We start from the raw sequence: 19,740 nt of genomic DNA, 5'->3' as shown, positions 1-19,740 counted from the left end.
TCTCTGACAGGTGGGCGTGAAGCTCCACGTCATGACCAACTCAACCCATCGGGTCGCGGCCGGGCTCGCCGCGGTCACAGTGCTCGCGGTCGCCCTCACCGGCTGCGGCGGCGGCGCGTCCAACGCCGACAAGGGCACCGCCAGCGGTGACGTCGCGTCGCTCACCACCCCGTCCGCCCCGGTGAACACCACCCCCGCCGGTGGTGCCGCGAACGGTCGGCCGCAGTTACGCCTGGACATGACCGACGAGGAGGAGGAGCGGCTCTGGGGGACGTACAACATCTGCCTGCATGACAACGGCGTGAAGCTGAACGAGGGCCGGTCACAACCCGGCCCGGTGGGGGACGGTACGGGTCTGTCCCTCGACCAGAGCGGGGAACCGAAGGCGGCGTACGTGGCGTGCGCGAACAAACTGCCGCTCCAGCCGCCGGAGCTGGACCCGGAGAAGAACCCGAACTACGTGAGCCAGTGGAACGACTACGTCCAGTGCCTACGTGGACGCGGTATGAAGATCCACTCGCTGCCGGACGGCTCCGGCTGGACCTACGACGACGGGGTCGCCGACCCGGCCGGCGGCCTTGAGGGTCCCGCGCTGGACAAGGCCGAGAGGGAATGCACGATGGAGATCTTCGGTGCCAAGAAGTAGTCCGACCGACGATCGTGGTCGGCGGACGACCCGGCGTACCGCGATCGTGGTGGCGACGGTGACCCTGGTGATCGCCGTGGGTGCCGGCGTCGGGGTGCTGGCGCTGCGACGTCACGCCGACGGCGACGTTGCGAGCACCCCACCATCGGTGGCCACGACGACTGTGACCCGGGCCGACCTGTCGGACACCCGCTCGCTCAACGGCACGCTCGGCTTCGGCCCGGAACGGGTGGTGAAGGGCGCCGGGGAGGGTGTCGTCACCCGGCTGCCGAAGGTGGGCGACACTGTGGCCCGGGGCAAGCCGCTCTACCGGGTCAACGACCGACCCGTGCCGGTGCTGTTCGGCGGGACCCCGCTCTTTCGCACGCTCGACAAACCCGGACTGGTGGGCAGCGACGTACGGATCGTGTGGGACAACCTGACGGCGCTGGGCTACCACACCGGCTCGCAGCCGTCCCGGGGCACCGACGGCACGAAGATCGGCACGGGTCAGGCAGTGCTCACCGGAAGCCTCGTCGCCGCGATCAAGAAGTGGCAGAAGGCCGTCGGCCTGGATCCCACCGGCACGATCGGGGTCGGGCAGGTCGCGGTGCTGAGCGGGCCGGCCCGGGTCAGCGCGGTGAAGGCGCTGCCCGGTGACCCGGTCGCCGGTGAGCTGCTTGCCGTCACCGAGAAGGTCAAGCTGGTCACCGTGCCGGTCGGGGCCACCGAGGTCGGCACCATCACGGTCGGCGCCGCCGTGGTCGTCGCCCTGCCCGACAGCTCCGAGATCCCGGCCAAAGTCGCCTCGATCTCCCAGACGGTGCGTGGCGGTGGCCCGGACGGCGGCACCGGGCAGGGCAGCCCCCCGACGGTGGACGTCCTCGTCGCCCCGACCCGGGCGGCGGACGTGGCCAAGCTGGACGCGGCCGCGGTCCAGGTCCGGTTCACCACCTCCGTCCACAAGGACGTGCTGGCGGTGCCGGTCGGCGCGCTGGTGGCGCTCCGCGAGGGCGGGCATGCGCTGCAACTGCCCGACGGTGGGTTGGTGGCCGTGGAGACCGGGATGTTCGCCAGGGGTCTGGTCGAGATCAGCGGCACCGGCGTGACCGAGGGCCTCGACGTGGTGACGGCATCGTGATCGCCGAGCCGGTGCTGAACGTCGAGGGGGTCAGTAGGACGTACCCCGGCGGGGTGACCGCGCTGGACGACGTCTCACTGACCGTGCGCGCTGGCGAGATGCTCGCCATCGTCGGGCCCTCCGGGTCCGGCAAGTCCACGTTGCTGAACATCATGGGCACCCTCGACCTGCCGACCAGCGGCCGCGTGCGCGTGGCCGGGCAGGAGGTCACCGCGCTGTCAGACCGTCGGCTCTCCGCGCTGCGGGGCCGCTGGCTGGGCTTCGTCTTCCAACAGTTCCACCTCACCGACGGGCTGGATGCCGCCGAGAACGTCGCCACCGGCCTGCTCTACGCCGGGGTGCCCCGCCGTCGCCGCCGCCGAACCGCCATCGAGGCGTTGGCCCGGGTCGGCCTGGCGCACCGGGTCGACCACCTGCCGCAGCAGCTCTCCGGCGGGGAGCGGCAGCGGGTGGCGATAGCTCGGGCACTCGTCAACGAGCCGGCGCTGGTGCTGGCCGACGAGCCGACCGGCGCCCTCGACACGGTCAACGGGGAGGCGGTTCTGGCCCTGCTCACGGACCTCAACGCGGAGGGCACCACCATCGCCGTGATCACCCACGACCGCGATCTCGCCGCCCGTACGCCTCGACAGGTGGAGATCCGCGACGGCCGGATCGTCGCCGACACCGTTGCCGGGAGCGGGGCGTGAGCGCCCGCCCGGGTGTCGCCCGGTCGACCCGGCTCGCCCCGGCGGACGTACTCCGGCTTGGATTGCTCGGGCTGACCACCCGCCGGATGCGGGCCGTCCTCTCCGCTCTGGGCATCTCCATCGGCATCGCCACGTTGGTCGTCGTGGTGGGGATCCCCGCGTCCAGCCAGCGCGACCTGATGGACCAGCTCTCCGCCCTCGGCACCAACCTGCTGCGGGCCGAGCCCGTGCCGGATCAGAACCCGCCGGTCCTCCTGCCGGAGGACGCCGCCGCCATGGCGTCGCGGATCGGGCCGGTCCACACGGCGAGCGCGGTCGCGAACACCCACACCGCCGTACGCCGCAACGACCTGCTCGACCGGTACGACACGTCCGGGCTCAGTGTGCTCGCGTCCCGGCCGGACCTGTTGGGGACCGTCAACGGCCGGATCCGCAGCGGCCGGGCCCTCGACGCCGGGACGGCCCGGCTCCCGACCGCCGTCCTCGGCTACGTCGCGGCGAGCAGGCTCGGCTTCGCCACAGTGGATCCCCGGCAACCACCCCAGGTGTTCATCGGCGAGCGCTGGTTCACAGTGATCGGCATCCTGGACCCGTTGCCGCTCTCCCCGGATCTCGACCGATCGGTGCTGGTCGGCTGGGACGCCGCCAAGGCCATGCTCGGCTTCGACGGTCACCCCACAGTCGTCTACCTGCGGGCGAGAGAGGACGCGTTGGAGGACGTCCGTGCCGTGCTGCCGGCCACCCTCAACCCGCAGCTGCCCGGGCTGGTCCAGGTCAGCCGCCCCTCCGACGCGCTCGCCGCGAAACGGGCCACCGAGGACAGCTTCTCCGCGCTGTTCCTCGGGTTGGCGGCGGTCGCCCTTCTGGTCGGTGGGATCGGCGTGGCCAACACGATGGTCATCTCGGTGTTGGAGCGCCGTCGGGAGATCGGCCTGCGCCGGGCGCTCGGCGCGAACCGTGGCCAGATCCGGGTGCAGTTCCTCACCGAGTCGGTGTTGCTCAGCGTGCTCGGCGGCACGGCCGGGGCAGCCCTCGGAGTGCTCGCGACTGTCGGCTACGCCAGCTACCAGGGCTGGCCGCCCACCATCCCGCTGACCGCGGTGGTAGGCGGGATAGCCGGCGCCCTCCTGGTAGGGGTGATCGCCGGCGTCTACCCGTCCATCCGAGCCGCCCGCCTAACCCCTACCGAAGCCCTCTCCACCCCCTAACCCCCTGCCCCCGCCTCACCCCTCCCGATGATCAAGAGGTTTTCGTCAAGGAATGGCCTCGCGGTGACGCCAACCTCTTGATCAACCCGGCGGGGTGGGGGTGGGGGTGGGGGTGTTGGGGTGGGTGGTGCGCCAGCGGGAGAGGGCCAGGGTGGCGGAGTAGCCGGCCAGGACGATCACGTGGAACAGGTAGAGCCAGAGGAGGACGGCGACGCCGCCGCCGATCTCGTCGAAGCCGCCGAACGGCACGCCCAGGTCCAGTGGGAGGGAGGCGAAGAGCACGAAGCCGTGCAGGAAACCGGAGAGGTTCGCCGCGGTGAACGACCCGATGCCGAGGGTGGAAAGCCAGTCCGGTGAGGCCGGCCCGACGACCCGGAACACCCACACCAGCACCGGCGTGAGCACCAGCCAGACCGCCAGGAACGACAGCACCACGCCGAGCACACCGAGCCACCCGCCCTGGCGGACGAGGCGGGTGGTGAGCGGGAGCGCCAGCAGGATCGACAGCAGCAGCGCGGGGGCCGGTGCGAGCAGTGGCAACAGCAGGAGCCGACCCCGCCAGCCGACCAGGTGCTCGTCGGAAAGGGGAGCGGCCACCGAGACGAAAGCCCGCCGCAGGCCCTCGCCGTAGAGCGAGGCGGGCAGCAGGGAGGCCAGCGCCAGCAGCGGGGTCAACCCCACCCCGGCGTCGACCAGCGCCTCCACCGCGCGGGGCGCGCCGATCGCGGTGGGCAGGGCCTCCACGGCGTACGAGGTGAGCCGGCGTACCCGGTCGGCCCCGGCCACCAGTGCGGTGAGCCAGATCGCCAGCAGGGCGACCGGCACCACAGCGATCGCCCCGTAGAAGGTGATCGCGGCGGCGTGCAGCGACAGGTCCCGTCCGCGCACCGGACGGAACGCGGCACTGGTGATCCGTTTCGCGCGCTGCCAGCCGTTGCCCATCGGGTCCTCCTTCCCTGTCGTCGGCCCCGCCACTCCTTAAGATCGCCGACCATGACTGTTCTCACCACCGAACGCCTGATCCTGCGTGACTGGACCGACGATCCGGCCGACCTGGCCCGGATCTACGACATCTACCGCCGTCCGGAGATCACCCGCTGGTTGGGCGCCTCGCCGGGCCTGCCGATGACGGACCCGGCCCAGGCCGTCGAGCGGCTGCGGATCTGGCAGGACCGGCACGCCGACGACGGTGGCCGGTACGGCACCTGGGCGGTCGAGGTACGTGAGACCGGTCAGGTGGTCGGTACGGCGCTGCTCAAGCCGCTGCCGGGGCGGGACGAGGCGGTGCGTACCGAGGACATCGAGACGGGGTGGCACCTGCACCCCGACTCGTGGGGTCACGGCTACGCCACCGAAGCCGCTCGTGTGCTCGTCGCGCGGGAGTTCGCCGCCGGCACCCGGGAGATCTACGCGGTCGTGTCGCCGGGCAACGAGCCGTCGATGGCTGTCGCTCGGAGGCTGGGCATGACCCATGTGGGCCAGCGCACCGACTGGTACGGCGGAGAGCTGCTGGAGACCTTCGTTTTGACGGCTCCAGATGCCTGATCGTTCCCGTACGACCTGACGCAAGATCCGCGCAACTTCGGGGAAGGTGTGGCCTCCAGTCGTCGGGAGGTGGCACCTTCCCCGAAATTGTGGGCAGTTCAGCGGGGACGACGGCCATCAGGGCAGACAAGTCCGTCAATAGTCACGGGTGTCGAAGTGTTGACGCTCCCGTAGCACGTCAGTAACCTTTGGGCCAAAGTAACGCAAGATTTTGACAAAGGCGTGCATGGTTCTGCGCACGCTCTCGGAAGATTCAACGGGCCTCCTGGGGAGGCCCGTTGATGGTCGTACCCATCTGGTGTTTCCGGGACGAGCGGCGCCCCCGCGCCGCCCGTGCCACCCCGTCTCTCTCGACACCGGCCCGTTCGCGTCGGCCGGCGCTGCACCGCCGCACCCCCACCCCCGTGGTCCAGCCACCGCGGCAACCGTCCCCCGACGACAAGGACAGTGATGAGACGAACGAATCTGTTCAGGATGGTGGCGGCCACGGCCGCCGCCGCGCTGATCGCCACGGCCGGGGCGACCGCCGTCGCGAACCCGGCCGCCGCCGGCCCCGCCGAGTCGGCAGCAGCACCGAGCGCCGGCTTCGCCCCGGCGGCCACCAACCTCGCCCAGGGCCGTCCCACCCAGGAGAGCGGCCACGCCGACGTCTACGACTCGTCGAAGGTCGTCGACGGCAACGCGGGCAGCTACTGGGAGAGCGTCAACAACGCGTTCCCGCAGTGGGTGCAGGTCGATCTCGGCGCGTCGCAGAGCGTCAACCAGGTAGTGCTGAAGCTGCCGACCTCCGGTTGGGGGACCCGGACGCAGACGCTGAGCGTGCGAGGCAGTGCCAACGGTTCGTCCTTCATCGACCTGGTCGGGTCACAGACGTACACCTTCAACCCGGCGAGCGGCAGCACCGCCACGATCAACTTCAGCTCGACCTCCACCCGCTACGTCCGCATCACCATCACCGCCAACAGCGGCTGGCCGGCCGGGCAGCTCTCCGAGCTGGAGGTGTACGGCAGCGGCGGCACCACCCCGGACACCACCGCGCCGAGCGTGCCGGGCAACCTCTCGTACACCCAGTCGGGCACCACCATCAGCCTCAACTGGGTCGCGTCCACCGACAACGCGGGCGGCAGCGGCATCGCCGGCTACGACGTCTACCGCAACGGCGCGTTCCTCCAGTCAATCGGCAACGTGACCACCTTCAACGACACCCAGCCGGCGACGGCGACCGTGTCGTATCACGTCCGGGCGCGCGACGCCGCTGGCAACCTCTCCGGCAACAGCAACACGGTGACCCGTACCGGCAGCGGTGACACCACCGCGCCGAGCGTCCCCGGGACGCTGTCGCAGAGCACGTCGGGCAGCACGATCACGCTCAACTGGGGGGCCTCCACCGACTCCGGCGGCAGCGGTCTCGCCGGCTACAACGTCTACCGGGGCGGCAACCTGATCGCCACGCTGGGCACCGTCCTCACCTACCAGGACACCCAACCGGCGACGGCGACCGTGTCCTATTACGTCCGCGCCCGCGACGGCGCCGGCAACCTCTCCGGCAACAGCAACACCGTCACCCGGACCGGCAGCAACCCGCCCGCCTGCACCAACGTGGCGCAGGGCAAGAGCATGACGGCGAGTGGCTCCACCTTCAGCTTCACCCCGGACAAGGCGAACGACGGGCAGCTGACCACCTACTGGGAGGGCGCGGCGAGCTACCCGCAGAACCTGACAGTGGCGCTGGGCGCGAACCACTCCATCTCCGGTGTCACGGTGAAGCTCAACCCGGACCCGGCCTGGGGCACCCGTACCCAGACCATCCAGGTCCTCGGTCGCGACCAGGCGTCGTCCTCGTACACCAGCCTGGTGTCGGCGGCGGCCTACCAGTTCGCCCAGGGCAGCAACGTGGTGACCATCCCGGTCACCGCCACCACCGCTGACGTGCAGTTGCGGTTCACCGGCAACACCGGCGCCCCGTCCGGCCAGGTCGCCGAGCTGGAGGTGTGCGGCACCCCGGCGCCCAACCCGGACCTGGTCGTCAGCTCGGTGACCTGGTCGCCCACGTCGCCCAGCGAGGTCTCCCCGGTCACCCTCTCCGCCGTGGTGCAGAACATCGGCTCCGCCGCCGCCGGCGCGACCACAGTGAACTTCAGCCTGGCCGGCGCTGTCGTCGGCAGCGCCTCGGTGGGCGCGCTCGCCGCGGGCGCCTCGACCACGGTTTCGTTCAACGCCGGCACCCGGCCGATGGGCAGCTACGCCGTCTCGGCGGTGGTCGACCCGGCGAACACGATCGTCGAGCAGAACAACGGCAACAACAGCTTCACGGCCGCGTCACCGCTGGTGGTGGCGCAGGCCCCCGGCCCCGACCTCCAGGTGCTCAGCATCGCCTCGAACCCGCCGAACCCGGCCGTCGGGGCGTCCGTCACCTTCACCGTGACGGTCCGCAACCGGGGCACCACCGCGACCGGCGCGACCACAGTCACCCGGCTGGTCGCGGGCAGCACCACGCTCAACACCAACACCGCCTCGATCGCGGCCGGCGCGACGGTCACAGTGGCCGTCAGCGGCAGCTGGACCGCCACCAGCGGCGGCGCCACCATCACCGCCACCGCCGACGCCACGAACGTGGTCACCGAGACCAACGAGACAAACAACGCGTTCAGCCAGTCGATCGTGGTCGGCCGCGGGGCTGCCGTCCCGTACGTCTCCTACGAGGCCGAGGCCGGCCGTTACCAGGGCACGCTGCTGGAGACCGACCCGCTGCGCACCTTCGGGCACACCAACTTCGCCAGCGAGTCCTCGGGGCGCAAGTCGGTACGACTCGCCAGCACCGGCCAGTTCGTCGAGTTCACCTCGGCCAACCAGGCCAATTCCATAGTGGTGCGCAACTCCATCCCGGACGCGCCCGGTGGCGGCGGCATCGAGGCGACCATCAGCCTCTACGTCAACGACGTCTTCTCCCGGAAGTTGACACTGTCGTCCAAGCACAGCTGGCTCTACGGCAACACCGACGGTCCGGAGGCGCTGACCAACACCCCGCAGGCCGACGCCCGACGGCTCTTCGACGAGTCGAACGCCTTGCTGGCGCAGTCGTACCCGGCCGGCACCCGGTTCAAGTTGCAGCGCGACTCGGGTGACACTGCCTCCTTCTACGTCATCGACATGATCGATCTGGAGCAGGTGGCGCCGGCGGCGAGCCAGCCGACCGGTTGCACCTCGATCACCTCGTACGGTGCGGTCCCGAACGACGGGCTCGACGACACCGCCGCCATCCAGCGGGCGGTGACCGACGACCAGAACGGTGTCATCAGCTGCGTCTGGATCCCCGCCGGGCAGTGGCGGCAGGAGCAGAAGATCCTGACCGACGACCCGCTGAACCGGGGCACGCACAACCAGGTCGGCATCAGCAACGTCACCATCCGGGGCGCCGGCATGTGGCACTCGCAGCTCTACACGCTGACCGAACCGCAGAACGTGGTGGGCGGCATCAACCACCCGCACGAGGGCAACTTCGGCTTCGACATCGACAAGAACACCCAGATCTCCGACATCGCCATCTTCGGCTCCGGCCGGATCCGCGGCGGTGACGGCAACGCCGAGGGCGGCGTCGGTCTGAACGGTCGCTTCGGTACCGGCACCCGGATCAGCAACGTCTGGATCGAGCACGCCAACGTGGGCGTCTGGGTGGGCCGCGACTACGACAACATCCCCGACCTGTGGGGGCCGGCCGACGGGCTGGACTTCAGCGGCATGCGGATCCGCAACACGTACGCCGACGGCATCAACTTCAGCAACGGCACGCGTAACTCGCGGGTGTTCAACTCGTCCTTCCGGACCACCGGTGACGACGCGCTCGCCGTCTGGGCCAACCCGTACGTCAAGGACCGCACCGTCGACATCGCCCACGACAACCACTTCGTCAACAACACCATCCAACTGCCCTGGCGGGCCAACGGCATCGCCATCTACGGCGGCTACGACAACTCGATCGAGAACAACCTGATCTACGACACCGCCAATTACCCGGGCATCATGCTGGCGACCGACCACGACCCGCTGCCGTTCTCCGGCACGACGCTGATCGCCAACAACGGGCTCTACCGCACCGGCGGCGCGTTCTGGAACGAGGACCAGGAGTTCGGTGCCATCACCCTCTTCCCCTCCACCAGGGACATCGTCGGGGTCACCATCCGCGACACCGACATCATCGACTCCACGTACGACGGCATCCAGTTCAAGAACGGCGGTGGCAACATGCCGAACGTCGCCATCACCAACGTGCGGATCGACAAATCCAACAACGGCGCCGGCATCCTCGCGATGAGCGGCGCACGCGGCAACGCCAACCTGACGAACGTGACAATCACCAACTCGGCCGACGGCAACATCGTCATCCAGCCGGGCTCACAGTTCGTCATCAACGGCGGCTGACCCCGACCGGGGCCGCTCCGGCGGCCCCTGGTCGACGATCCCGCACGATCAGCACGGTTTCAGTGAAGTCGGGGTGTCCGCATGCCGCGGACGCCCCGATTTCCGTAAGCCCGAGTCGATCGCCGGCGAGTGGCGTCAGTCGGACATCCGACGCCACCGCCGACGGTTCGGACCGGTCCTGATCGCCGAGGACGGCCGTTGGCCTGGTTCGACAGGGTGGGTAGCGGAGATCGTGCGGCCCCCTGTTGGCGATCCAGGGTGCGTGACGTGCCTCGTGGCGACCTGTCAATGTGGAGGGTGGATCGGCGCCGCGACCGCGGAGGGCTGCACCACAACGGGTCGGAGGCGAGAATGGATGACGAAACCGGGTCCACCGCAAGCCGGCCGCTGCGTGCCCTACTGCCCTGGTTGGGTGCCGCTGCCGCGATCGCCGGCATCGTGGGCGTGGTGTTCCAGGTGATCGAATGGGCCGGTTCCCGCGCCACGCCAACGGCGAAGCCCAGCGCGGGAGCGAGCCCGACCGTCGCCACCCCCGCCGCCAAGGCGAACGGCGATGAGCAGTTCGTGCAGGCCGGGCAGTGTGTGCGTAACGCCGGTGACACGGCCAGCGTGGTGTACAAGATCGCCCCGTGCGATCGCGGGACATGGCGGGTGCTGGCTCGCATCGAACAGGTCGTCGTCGACGAGGCGCAGGCCGACGCGGTGTGCGAGGCCCAGGCGCCCGGCTTCATCGACTACCACTACTCGAACTGGACAAAACGCTCCGACTACCTCGACGTCGTGTTCTGCGTCGCCCCGGCCTGAACGCCGCCAGCACCCGGGGCCAGGCCGATATCTCGATCTGTCGCACCGCGTGTGCGATGCCGTGCCGCGGAGGGCTGCGCGACTAGGCTGAGCTGAGCAGGATGGTCCGCTGAGGGGGTGAGCCCGGATGGCCCAGGCAGCGTTCGCGCCGGAACCGGCGCCGCAGCACACCGAGCCGTCGTTCGACGTGCTGCGGTGGCACGACGAGCCGTGGACCGCGCAGCTCGCCCTCGACCTGTTGCCGGAGACCAACGGCCCCAAGGTTGAGGTCCTGAGCGGAAGCGTGATCGTGACACCACATGCCGGGTACGACCATCAGGACGCGGAGCTGGGCCTCGCCTATCTCCTCAAGCAGGCGGCCCGTCGGGCGAAGCTGTGGCTCTATCTTGAGACGAACATCGTCTCGGGTCCGGATCTCTTCATCCCGGACATCGTCATTCTCGACGCTCCCGGCGGCGGTCGAACGACGATGGACATCAGGCACGCTGTGCTTCTCGGGGAGATCGTCTCGCCCGGAAACTGGCGCAAGGACATCATCGACCGCCCGCGTGAGTACGCTGCCGCCCGCGTGCCCTTCTTCCTCCGGGTTGACCTGCGCAATCGGGTGCCCACCATCGCCTTGTACGAGTTGACCGAGGGGGAGTACCGGCCGGTGGCTGCCGCTGCGGCCGGGACGCGCTTCGTCATGCGGGAGCCGTTCGAGTTCTCCATTGATCCGGCCGACCTGCTGGGCGAGGAGGCGCTGCCGGAAGCGTCGGCGGACGGGGAGGGCTGAGGCTCCCAGCGGGCGTTCAGTGACGGTGGGAGAGAATGGCCGGGTGACTTCCCCCCGCGACCTTGTTCTGCTCGGGTCCACCGGCTCGATCGGCACCCAGGCCATCGACATCGTCCGGCGTAACCCGGACCGGTTCCGGGTGGTCGCCGTGGGTGCCGGCGGCGGCAACGTCGAACTGCTCGCCGCGCAGGCCCTCGAACTGGGCGTCGAGGCGGTCGGGGTGGCCAAGGCGTCCGCCGCGCAGGACCTGCAACTCGCGTTCTACGCCGAGGCGAGCCGGCGCGGGTGGGCCACCGGAGACTTCAAGCTTCCCAAGATCGTGGCCGGCCCCGACGCCATGACCGAACTGGCCCAGTGGCCGTGCGACATCGTGCTCAACGGGGTGGTCGGCTCGCTGGGCCTCGCTCCTACGCTGGCCGCGCTGCGCGGTGGTCGTACTCTCGCGTTGGCCAACAAGGAGTCCCTCGTCGCCGGCGGCCCGCTGGTCAAGGCCGCTGTGACGCGGCCGGGGCAGATCGTCCCGGTCGACTCGGAGCACTCGGCGCTGGCGCAGTGCCTGCGCTCCGGGACGCGCGGTGAGGTGCGCCGGTTGATCGTCACGGCCAGCGGTGGCCCGTTCCGGGGGCGGCGGCGCGACGAGTTGACGCAGGTCACACCCGAGCAGGCGCTCGCGCACCCGACCTGGAACATGGGTCCGGTCGTCACGATCAACTCGGCCACCATGGTCAACAAGGCCCTTGAGGTGATCGAGGCGCACGAGCTGTTCGACGTGCCCTACGCCGACATCACAGTGATGGTGCACCCGCAGTCTGTGATCCACTCGATGGTCGAGTTCGTCGACGGGTCGACGATCGCCCAGGCCAGCCCACCGGACATGCGGCTGCCGATCGCGCTCGGCATCGGCTGGCCGGACCGGGTGCCCGAGGCCGCCTCCGCCGTCGACTGGACGGCCGCGCACACCTGGGAGTTCGCGCCGCTCGACGACGAGGCGTTCCCGGCCGTCGCCCTGGCCAAGGCCGCCGGGGAGACCGGGCGCTGCCGGCCGGCGATCTACAACGCGGCGAACGAAGAGTGCGTGGCCGCGTTCGTGGCGGGCCGGCTGCCGTTCCTCGGCATCGTCGACACCCTCGAACGGGTGTTGGAGGAGGCTCCGGACTTCGACGAACCAGGTACCGTCGAGGACGTGCTCGCGGCCGAGTCGTGGGCACGCACGCACGCGCAGGAGATCATCGCGGGTTCGGTGGAAGGAGCTTGATGTCGTACCTGCTCGGGGTGGTCCTCTTCGCCCTGGCCATTCTCATCTCGGTGAGTCTGCACGAGGCGGGTCACCTGCTGACCGCCAAGATGTTCGGGATGAAGGTCACCAAGTACTTCGTCGGTTTCGGCCCCACCATCTGGTCGTTCCGGCGGGGTGAGACCGAGTACGGCCTCAAGGGCATTCCCCTCGGCGGTTTCTGCAAGATCGTCGGGATGACGCCGCAGGACGACGACGTCGAGCCGGGCGACGAGTCACGCGTGATGTGGCGCTACCCGGTCTGGAAGCGGACGATCGTGATGGCCGCCGGGTCGATCACGCACTTCGCGCTCGCCCTGGTCACGATCTGGATCCTCGCCGTCTCCGCCGGCCTGCCCAACCCCGACTTCCCGACCACGGACGCGCAGGCCCGCCAGGAGCCGGCCGTCATCCAGCTCAGTGAGTGCGTCGTCCCGGAGAACGCGGTGCGGGCGTGCACCCCCGCCGACGCGGCCAGCCCGGCCGCCCAGGGGCAACTGCGCAACGGGGACCGGATCACCTCGGTCAACGGCACCCCGATCAACTCCTACGGCGACCTGCTCACCACGCTGCGCGGGCTCAAGCCGGGCGACACCGCACAGATCGCGTACGTCCGCGACGGGCAGTCGGCCACCACCAGCACGGTGCTCGCGCAGACCCAGCGTCCGCCGCTGAACGACCCCAACGGCGCCGCCGCGCCGGTCGCCGCGCTCGGCGTCGGGCTCGTCCCGAGCACCCCGACCCGTGTGACGTACGGCCCGGTCGGCGCCTTCGGCGCCACCGCCGACTTCACCGGTCAGCTGGCCGTCGGCACCGCCCAGGCGCTCCAGCGCCTCCCGCAGAAGGTCCCCGCCCTGTGGACCGCCCTGACCGGCGGCGAGCGGGACGTCGACACCCCGATCAGCGTCGTCGGCGCCAGCCGGCTCGGCGGCGAGGCGGTGGAGAACAACGCCTGGCTGGTCTTCTTCATGCTCTTCGTGTCGCTGAACTTCTTCATCGGCGTGTTCAACCTGCTGCCGCTGCTCCCGGTGGACGGCGGCCACATCGCCATCGCCTGGTTCGAACGGGCCCGCTCCTGGGTCTACGCGCGGATCGGCCGGACCGACCCAGGCCGGGTGGACTACCTCAAACTGATGCCCTTCACGTACGTGGTGATCCTGATCGGCGGCGCGTTCACGCTGCTGACCATCGCCGCGGACGTCGTCAACCCCATCACGCTCTTCTCAAGGTGAGTGCCTGAAGTGACAGCTATCAGTCTCGGTATGCCAGCCGTGCCGCCCCCGCCGCTCGCTCCCCGTCGGGCCAGCCGCCAGATCATGGTCGGTTCGGTCCCGGTGGGTGGTGGTGCGCCGGTGTCGGTGCAGTCGATGACCACGACCCTCACCTCCGACATCAACGCGACCCTCCAGCAGATCGCCGAGCTGACCGCGTCCGGTTGCCAGATCGTGCGGGTGGCGGTGCCGTCCCAGGACGACGTCGAGGCGCTGCCCGCGATCGCCAAGAAGTCGCAGATCCCGGTGATCGCCGACATCCACTTCCAGCCCAAGTACGTCTTCGCCGCGATCGACGCCGGCTGCGCGGCGGTCCGGGTCAACCCGGGCAACATCCGGCAGTTCGACGACAAGGTCAAGGAGATCGCTCGGGCCGCCGGGGCGGCGGGGGTGCCGATCCGGATCGGCGTCAACGCCGGGTCGCTGGACAAGCGCCTGCTGAGCAAGTACGGCAAGGCCACCGCCGAAGCGCTGGTCGAGTCGGCGCTGTGGGAGTGCTCGCTCTTCGAGGAGCACGGCTTCCGTGACATCAAGATCTCGGTCAAGCACAACGACCCGGTCGTGATGATCCGGGCGTACCGGCAGCTCGCCGAGCAGTGCGACTACCCGCTGCACCTCGGCGTCACCGAGGCCGGGCCGGCGTTCCAGGGCACCATCAAGTCGGCTGTCGCGTTCGGCGCGCTGCTGGCCGAGGGGATCGGCGACACGATCCGGGTGTCGCTGTCCGCCCCGCCGGTCGAGGAGATCAAGGTCGGCAACCAGATCCTGGAGTCCCTCGGTCTGCGCGAGCGGGGCCTGGAGATCGTCTCGTGCCCGTCCTGCGGGCGGGCCCAGGTGGACGTCTACAAGCTCGCCGAGGAGGTCACCGCCGGCCTGGAAGGGCTGCCGGTGCCGCTGCGGGTCGCCGTCATGGGCTGCGTGGTGAACGGTCCGGGCGAGGCCCGGGAAGCCGACCTCGGGGTCGCCTCCGGCAACGGCAAGGGCCAGATCTTCGTCAAGGGTCAGGTCGTCAAGACGGTGCCCGAGGCGCAGATCGTCGAGACGCTGATCGAGGAGGCGCTGCGGATCGCCGACGAGATGGGCGCCGAGCTCCCCGAGGAGCTGCGCGGTCTGGTCACCGGCCCGACCGTCACAGTGCACTGATTTTCCGTTTGGAAAAAGCGGCCGTTTTTCCGTTTGGAAAAAGCGGCCGTTCCCCGTGCGGGGAACGGCCGCTGTGCGTTTGTGCTGATCTTGCTGTGGCGCTGTGGCGCTGTGGCGCTGTGGCGCTGTGGCGCTGTGGCGCGGGCTGGCGTCACTCGGATTCGGCGAGGATCGCGTACAGCTTGCGCCGGGTCTCGTCGAGCACCTGGGCGGCCCGCTCGCGCTGGTCGTCGGTGCCATTCATCATGACCTGGCGCAGGGCGTTCATCGCCTGCGCGCCGGAGTCGCGGATGTCGTGCCAGCTACTCACCGTGCCCTGGGCGACGTCCGCCCACGGCGGGGTCTGCGCGGCTTCGGTGGCCTCGGCCTGACCGGCCTCGGTGACAGTGAACCGCTTCCGCCCACCACCGGACTCTTCGGTGCTGGCGACGATCACTCCCTCGTCCTCCAGTAGCTGGAGGGTGGGGTAGATCGAGCCTGGGCTCGGCCGCCACGCACCGCCGGTGCGGGAGTCGATCTCCTGGATCATCTCGTAGCCGTGCATTGGCCGCTCGGTGAGCAGGGCCAACACGGAGGATCGGACGTTGGGGCGTCGGCCCCGACCCCGTCCACGGCCTCGGCCGCCCCAGGGGCCGCCGTGTCCGTGCTCGTGGCCGCCGTGCGGACCGGGCGGGACCGGCGGGAAGCCGAACCCCCGCATCCGGGCCTCGTGCATCGGGTGGTGCTGTCGGTGGAACCTCATCGGGTTCTTCCTTCCGTAGGACTATCGCTGATGCATCAACGATATATCGGCAATGCATCGGCGACAACTCTGATTTACCAAACCGTACGTACGTCTTGTTAGGGTGTCGGTCATGCGCCTGCTTCCCGCACCGGGCCCGGCCCGGGTCCTCACCCTCGGCACCCTGGTCAAGACCGTCGGGAGGGGCCTCTGGCTCGTCGCCAGCGCGCTCTTCCTCACCCGGTCGGTCGGCCTGTCGGCGACCCAGGTGGGCATCGGGCTGACCATCTCGGCCCTGGTCGGCGTGCTGGCCAGCACCCCGAGCGGCTACCTGGCCGACCGTGTCGGCCCGCGCGGAGTGCAGGTCGGTGCGCTGTTCGTCGCCGGCACCCTGACCATCGGCCTGATCACCGTCCGGTCGTTCCCCACGTTCGTGCTGGTGGGAGCGGCCACCGCGCTCGCCGACGCGGTCGAGCGCGGCGCCCGCGGCGCGCTGATCGCCGGAGCGATCCCGGCCGACCAGCGGGTCCGCACCCGCGCGTACCTGCGAGCCACCACCAACGTCGGGATCTCCGTCGGCGCCGTCCTCGGCGGCTTCGCCATCGCCGCCGACACCCGAGCCGGGTACGTCGCGCTGATCCTGGCCTCGGCGGCGACGTCACTCGCCGCAGCGGTGGTCTTCCTCCGACTGCCCGCCGTCGCCCCGGTCGCCGCGCCCACGCACGGCCCTCGGCTGATCGCCCTACGGGACCGCCCGTTCCTCGCCTTCACAGTGGTCGACGGGCTGATGTCGATGCACTTCAGCCTGCTCACCATCGCCCTGCCGCTGTGGATCGCCGGTCACACCCGGGCCCCCGCCTGGATGATCTCCGCGTTGACGCTGGTCAACACGGTGCTCGTGGTACTCCTCCAGGTACGCGCCGCGAACACCGCCGCCACAGTGCCCGGAGCCGCCCGCGCCGCCCGGCGAGCGGGCGTGGCCATCGCCCTGGCCTGCGTACTCTTCGCCGCCAGCGGCGAGCTTCCCACCGCCGGCGCGGTGAGCCTGCTCGGCCTCGGGGCGGTCGCGCACGTCACCGGGGAACTGTGGCACTCCGCCGCCGGCTGGGGAATCTCCTTCGGGCTGGCACCAGCGGACGCCCAGGGGCAGTACCAGGGGGCGTACGGCATGGGCTACGAACTGGGCAAGATGCTCGCACCGGTGGTGGTGACCACCCTCGCCCTCGGTTGGGGCGTACCGGGCTGGCTCGTACTCGGTGCCCTGTTCCTCCTGCTCGGAGCCCTGGTGCCCCCGGTCGTCCGGTGGGCCGGGCGGACGCCGCCCCGTGAAGCCTGTGCCGGCCTTGTCACTCGACCGGCGGAGCGGGGGGTCGATCTGGCAGGCTGATAGTCGTGCTGACGGTGCCGGTACGCCAACTGGGGGAATCGGAGCGCCGCGCGGTCGAGCGACTGCTCGACCATGACCCGTTCGCGGGCGCGCAGGTCGCCGAGCGGATCGCCGCGCGCGGACTCTCCTGGTGGCGGGCCGAGGGCAGAATCCTGGGGTACGGGGCCCGCCGCAACCTCGAATCACTCTGCTGGCTCGGCGGCAACCTGACCCCGGTGCTGGCCAGCGACGCTGCGGTGGCTGCCTTCGCCGACCTGCTCGCCGGCGAGGAACGGCTCTGCTCCTCCATCGTCGGCCGGGCCGACGCCGTACTCGGGCTCTGGGACCGACTCTCCGACACCTGGGGGCCAGCGCGAGACGTCCGCCCCAACCAGCCACTGCTGGTCACCGACACGCTGCCACCCGTACCGGCCGACCCGGAGGTACGCCAGGTTCGATCCGGCGAGGTCGACCGGCTCTTCCCGGCGGCGGTGGCCATGTACACCGAAGAGGTCGGCGTCTCCCCGCTGGCCGAGGACGGCGGACGCAGCTACCGCCGACGGGTCAACGACCTGGTCCGGACCGGTCGCGCGTACGCCCGCATCGTCGACGGCAAGGTTGTGTTCAAGGCCGAACTGGCCGTGGTCACCAAGCGCACGGCGCAGATCCAGGGCGTCTGGGTCGCACCGGAGTGGCGCGGCCGGGGGATCGCCAGCGCCGCCATGGCAGCGGTGGTCCGCGACGCGCTGCTGCGGGTCGCCCCCACCGTCAGCCTGTACGTCAACGACTTCAACCTCCCGGCCCGCCGCGTCTACGAGCGCTGCGGCTTCCAGCCGATCGGCACCCTGGCCACCGTCCTCTTCTGACCGCTGCGGGGTGGGTGCGGGTGCCCTGTCCCGGCAGTGCGGGTGCCCCTATCTCTGTAGATCTTGGACAGTTTCCGTTCACGCGGAACGGGAAGTGTCCAAGATCTGTAGGCAGGCTCCGGTTGGTCGACGCCATCCGCCTCCGTTGGGAGAGATCGGCGTCCCCAGCCCCGGCGGCAGGCCGTGAGCGGCCGGGCCAACGAATGGCGAACGGCGGTCAGCTGACAGCGGCCAGCGTGTGGCGAACGGCGGTCGGCGACCGAAGAACGGCGGGTGGCGGGTGGCGGCTGGCGATCGGTGGCAGCAGGAATGCCGCTGGCCGGCACCCCGGGTTGCGGGTGCCGGCCAGCGGTCGGTGTCGTGCTGTTCTGCTGTGGTGTGGGTCAGCTGTTCCAGTGCTGGGCGACCAGGTCGGTGGCCTGCTGCTCCCACTGGGCGTAGGCGTCCGGGTAGGCGGAGACCTGGACGGTCTGCGCGGCGTCGGTCAGGGGCATGTCCTGCCACCCGTCGACCTGCTTGAGGCCCTTGAGGAACGCGGTGGTCGAGTACTCGGGGTTGGTGATCTGTTCCGGGGTGCCCCAACCCGAGCTCGGGCGCTGCTGGAACAGGCCCAGCGAGTCGTGGTCGTTCATATCGCCGAGGTGGCCGAGGTTCTCCAGCTTCGACTCCTGCAGGCTCGTCGCGATCGAGATCACCGCGGCCCGCTCGGGGAGACCGGCCTTCTTCGTGGCGGCGATGATGGCCTTGACGTTGGCGGTCTGCTCGTCGTTGAGGCTGATGTGGGACTGCTCGCCCTGCGGCTTCGGCGCGTTGGTCTGCACGGCCACGGCGACGGGCTTGGCATCGACCGGGGTGGCGGCGTGGGCGGCGATCGGACCGGCGAACACACCACCGGCGAACGCGAGACCAGCAACAGACAGCATGCTCTTACGGAAGATCGTGTTCATGGGGGTAGCTCCTTCGGGGGTAGGAACACCCCAACCACCAAGGGGGCGGCGGCAGGGTGTGAGCACCTCGTCCGGCGCTGCACGTACAAAGGGGAAAAGTCTGGGGGGTCGGCGACCTCGCGAGCCGGGGGGCTCGTGGCGCCGGGACCCTGTGTAACGACCGGCGGGCCGGGGTGATTCCGGGGTTTGGCCCATCCATCGGCACCCTCGTGGTGGCGGTGCCTGCGGTCGTTCGTGGGGACTGCAACGACCGGGCGGAGGCTGGCATTCCAACCTGCGCGACCTGCGATCCCAACCCCGTGCGGGCCCGGGTGGCGGGTCGTGGTGCTGCGATCGTCAGGGTATGTAACGACCCCCGCCCGCCCACGATTCCAGCCCACCGGTGCACCCGGTCACAACCCACACCGCCCACCAGTGACCAAACCGCCCACACGGGCACGCGGCCTACGGCGTGAATCCGCCCCTCACCGGGGTGATCCACTCGGGTTCACGGAAGTCGGGGCATCCGGGACGCCCGGACACCGCGACATCAAGGAACCCGAGTCGACCAAGAACTCCGAGGGTGTCGCCGAGTGGATAGGTCGCATCAAATCGGTCAAAACGCCTATGGGGTCAGCTGCACCGCCAGGTCTTCCGGCTCTGACCGAGCTAGTCGGCCCTGATCTGCCCACCGTGGCGGACTGCCCGAACCGTCGGCCGTGACCCGCGCCCACCGCGCCGGCCATGCCCCGGCCGTTGCCGCGCTGGTCGGCCGCTGGCGGCGCTGACGCGGGAACCGCCGGCTCGGTGTCCCAGGGTCTGGTTCAGGCATTGGGCGGCGTCGAGCAGGTCCGCCGCCGCTGCTGCCTGAACCGATGGATGCCCTGCTCAGGACCGGAAAATCGGTTGAGTTGGCGGTTTGGTGCCGGCAGGCTGAGGTCTCCGCCACCCACGTCCCGGAGGACTTT

16 protein-coding genes are annotated in these 19,740 nt (G+C 70.1%); 13 read left to right on the top strand and 3 right to left on the bottom strand.

Translation table 11 applies throughout. From position 1 onward, the window contains the following. Window positions 1-31: 31 nt before the first annotated feature. Genes OH804_RS21005 through OH804_RS20990 form a run of 4 tightly spaced genes read left to right on the top strand, consistent with a single transcriptional unit; the run spans window position 32 to window position 3,663 of the window. Complete coding sequence (locus OH804_RS21005; RefSeq protein ID WP_196921550.1) at window positions 32-646, top strand: hypothetical protein; 615 nt, start codon at window positions 32-34, stop codon at window positions 644-646. Beyond that, window positions 633-1,766, top strand: coding sequence for a peptidoglycan-binding domain-containing protein (locus OH804_RS21000; protein WP_196921551.1), 1,134 nt, complete (start codon window positions 633-635; stop codon window positions 1,764-1,766). The genes OH804_RS21005 and OH804_RS21000 overlap by 14 nt, the downstream gene beginning before the upstream one ends. Continuing rightward, window positions 1,766-2,455, top strand: coding sequence for an ABC transporter ATP-binding protein (locus OH804_RS20995; protein ID WP_196924813.1), 690 nt, complete (start codon window positions 1,766-1,768; stop codon window positions 2,453-2,455). The genes OH804_RS21000 and OH804_RS20995 overlap by 1 nt, the downstream gene beginning before the upstream one ends. Beyond that, window positions 2,452-3,663 carry an ABC transporter permease gene (locus tag OH804_RS20990; RefSeq protein ID WP_372432968.1) on the top strand — a complete coding sequence of 404 codons (1,212 nt, stop codon included), beginning with the start codon at window positions 2,452-2,454 and terminating at the stop codon, window positions 3,661-3,663. Before OH804_RS20995 ends, OH804_RS20990 begins: the two co-directional genes overlap by 4 nt. An 81-nt stretch (window positions 3,664-3,744) precedes the next feature. Here the strand turns inward: OH804_RS20990 and OH804_RS20985 are convergent, their stop codons facing one another. After that, on the bottom strand, window positions 3,745-4,605 hold the full coding sequence (locus tag OH804_RS20985; RefSeq protein ID WP_196921552.1) for a YhjD/YihY/BrkB family envelope integrity protein: 861 nt from the start codon (window positions 4,603-4,605) through the stop codon (window positions 3,745-3,747). Between the two features lie 51 nt (window positions 4,606-4,656). Here OH804_RS20985 and OH804_RS20980 point away from each other — a divergent pair, with 51 nt between their 5' ends. The 7 genes from OH804_RS20980 (at window position 4,657) to ispG (ending at window position 14,893) form a co-directional block, all read left to right on the top strand. Beyond that, window positions 4,657-5,208: a GNAT family N-acetyltransferase gene (locus OH804_RS20980; RefSeq protein WP_196921553.1), complete on the top strand. Its 552-nt coding sequence runs from the start codon at window positions 4,657-4,659 to the stop codon at window positions 5,206-5,208. A gap of 450 nt (window positions 5,209-5,658) precedes the next feature. Beyond that, window positions 5,659-9,627 carry a CARDB domain-containing protein gene (locus OH804_RS20975; protein WP_406059003.1) on the top strand — a complete coding sequence of 1,323 codons (3,969 nt, stop codon included), beginning with the start codon at window positions 5,659-5,661 and terminating at the stop codon, window positions 9,625-9,627. Window positions 9,628-9,978: 351 nt separating this feature from the next. Next, window positions 9,979-10,431, top strand: a complete 453-nt coding sequence (locus OH804_RS20970; protein ID WP_406059001.1) for a hypothetical protein — start codon at window positions 9,979-9,981, stop codon at window positions 10,429-10,431. Window positions 10,432-10,558: 127 nt separating this feature from the next. Then, the gene (locus OH804_RS20965; RefSeq protein ID WP_406058999.1) at window positions 10,559-11,206 is read left to right on the top strand and encodes a Uma2 family endonuclease; all 648 of its coding nucleotides are present in this window, start codon (window positions 10,559-10,561) and stop codon (window positions 11,204-11,206) included. Window positions 11,207-11,249: 43 nt separating this feature from the next. Continuing rightward, window positions 11,250-12,461: a 1-deoxy-D-xylulose-5-phosphate reductoisomerase gene (gene dxr, locus OH804_RS20960; protein ID WP_406058997.1), complete on the top strand. Its 1,212-nt coding sequence runs from the start codon at window positions 11,250-11,252 to the stop codon at window positions 12,459-12,461. Further along, on the top strand, window positions 12,461-13,711 hold the full coding sequence (locus OH804_RS20955) for an RIP metalloprotease (RefSeq protein ID WP_196921558.1): 1,251 nt from the start codon (window positions 12,461-12,463) through the stop codon (window positions 13,709-13,711). Before dxr ends, OH804_RS20955 begins: the two co-directional genes overlap by 1 nt. Window positions 13,712-13,720: 9 nt before the next feature. Next, window positions 13,721-14,893 carry a flavodoxin-dependent (E)-4-hydroxy-3-methylbut-2-enyl-diphosphate synthase gene (gene ispG / locus OH804_RS20950; RefSeq protein WP_112588507.1) on the top strand — a complete coding sequence of 391 codons (1,173 nt, stop codon included), beginning with the start codon at window positions 13,721-13,723 and terminating at the stop codon, window positions 14,891-14,893. A gap of 151 nt (window positions 14,894-15,044) precedes the next feature. Here ispG and OH804_RS20945 read toward each other — a convergent pair whose 3' ends face one another. Next, window positions 15,045-15,635: a PadR family transcriptional regulator gene (locus tag OH804_RS20945; RefSeq protein ID WP_196921559.1), complete on the bottom strand. Its 591-nt coding sequence runs from the start codon at window positions 15,633-15,635 to the stop codon at window positions 15,045-15,047. A gap of 112 nt (window positions 15,636-15,747) precedes the next feature. On the opposite strand from OH804_RS20945, the gene OH804_RS20940 reads away from it, so the two are divergent. Next, window positions 15,748-17,001 carry an MFS transporter gene (locus tag OH804_RS20940; RefSeq protein ID WP_406058994.1) on the top strand — a complete coding sequence of 418 codons (1,254 nt, stop codon included), beginning with the start codon at window positions 15,748-15,750 and terminating at the stop codon, window positions 16,999-17,001. Window positions 17,002-17,006: 5 nt separating this feature from the next. Continuing rightward, entirely contained in the window at window positions 17,007-17,846 is an 840-nt protein-coding gene (locus OH804_RS20935; RefSeq protein WP_406058992.1) for a GNAT family N-acetyltransferase, read from the top strand. A 383-nt stretch (window positions 17,847-18,229) separates the two neighbouring features. On the opposite strand, the gene OH804_RS20930 is transcribed toward OH804_RS20935, so the two are convergent. Next, the gene (locus tag OH804_RS20930; RefSeq protein WP_406058990.1) at window positions 18,230-18,793 is read right to left on the bottom strand and encodes a hypothetical protein; all 564 of its coding nucleotides are present in this window, start codon (window positions 18,791-18,793) and stop codon (window positions 18,230-18,232) included. Window positions 18,794-19,740: the final 947 nt, after the last annotated feature.

This window comes from Micromonospora sp. NBC_00860 (genome assembly GCF_045207375.1).
Classification (GTDB): Bacteria; Actinomycetota; Actinomycetes; order Mycobacteriales; family Micromonosporaceae; genus Micromonospora; species Micromonospora vinacea.
Note: the sequence above shows the minus strand (reverse complement) of the source record. Positions and strands in the feature narration are given on the sequence as shown.

What these genes read in the sequence shown, in the direction of transcription:
- OH804_RS21005 (WP_196921550.1), top strand. Translation starts at nt 32, where the DNA reads ATGACCAACTCAACCCATCGGGTCGCGGCCGGGCTCGCCGCGGTCACA.
- OH804_RS20955 (WP_196921558.1), top strand. Translation starts at nt 12,461, where the DNA reads ATGTCGTACCTGCTCGGGGTGGTCCTCTTCGCCCTGGCCATTCTCATC.
- OH804_RS20965 (WP_406058999.1), top strand. Translation starts at nt 10,559, where the DNA reads ATGGCCCAGGCAGCGTTCGCGCCGGAACCGGCGCCGCAGCACACCGAG.
- OH804_RS20930 (WP_406058990.1), bottom strand. Translation starts at nt 18,793, where the DNA reads ATGAACACGATCTTCCGTAAGAGCATGCTGTCTGTTGCTGGTCTCGCG.
- OH804_RS20975 (WP_406059003.1), top strand. Translation starts at nt 5,659, where the DNA reads ATGAGACGAACGAATCTGTTCAGGATGGTGGCGGCCACGGCCGCCGCC.
- OH804_RS20980 (WP_196921553.1), top strand. Translation starts at nt 4,657, where the DNA reads ATGACTGTTCTCACCACCGAACGCCTGATCCTGCGTGACTGGACCGAC.
- OH804_RS20940 (WP_406058994.1), top strand. Translation starts at nt 15,748, where the DNA reads ATGCGCCTGCTTCCCGCACCGGGCCCGGCCCGGGTCCTCACCCTCGGC.
- OH804_RS20945 (WP_196921559.1), bottom strand. Translation starts at nt 15,635, where the DNA reads ATGAGGTTCCACCGACAGCACCACCCGATGCACGAGGCCCGGATGCGG.
- OH804_RS20985 (WP_196921552.1), bottom strand. Translation starts at nt 4,605, where the DNA reads ATGGGCAACGGCTGGCAGCGCGCGAAACGGATCACCAGTGCCGCGTTC.
- OH804_RS20970 (WP_406059001.1), top strand. Translation starts at nt 9,979, where the DNA reads ATGGATGACGAAACCGGGTCCACCGCAAGCCGGCCGCTGCGTGCCCTA.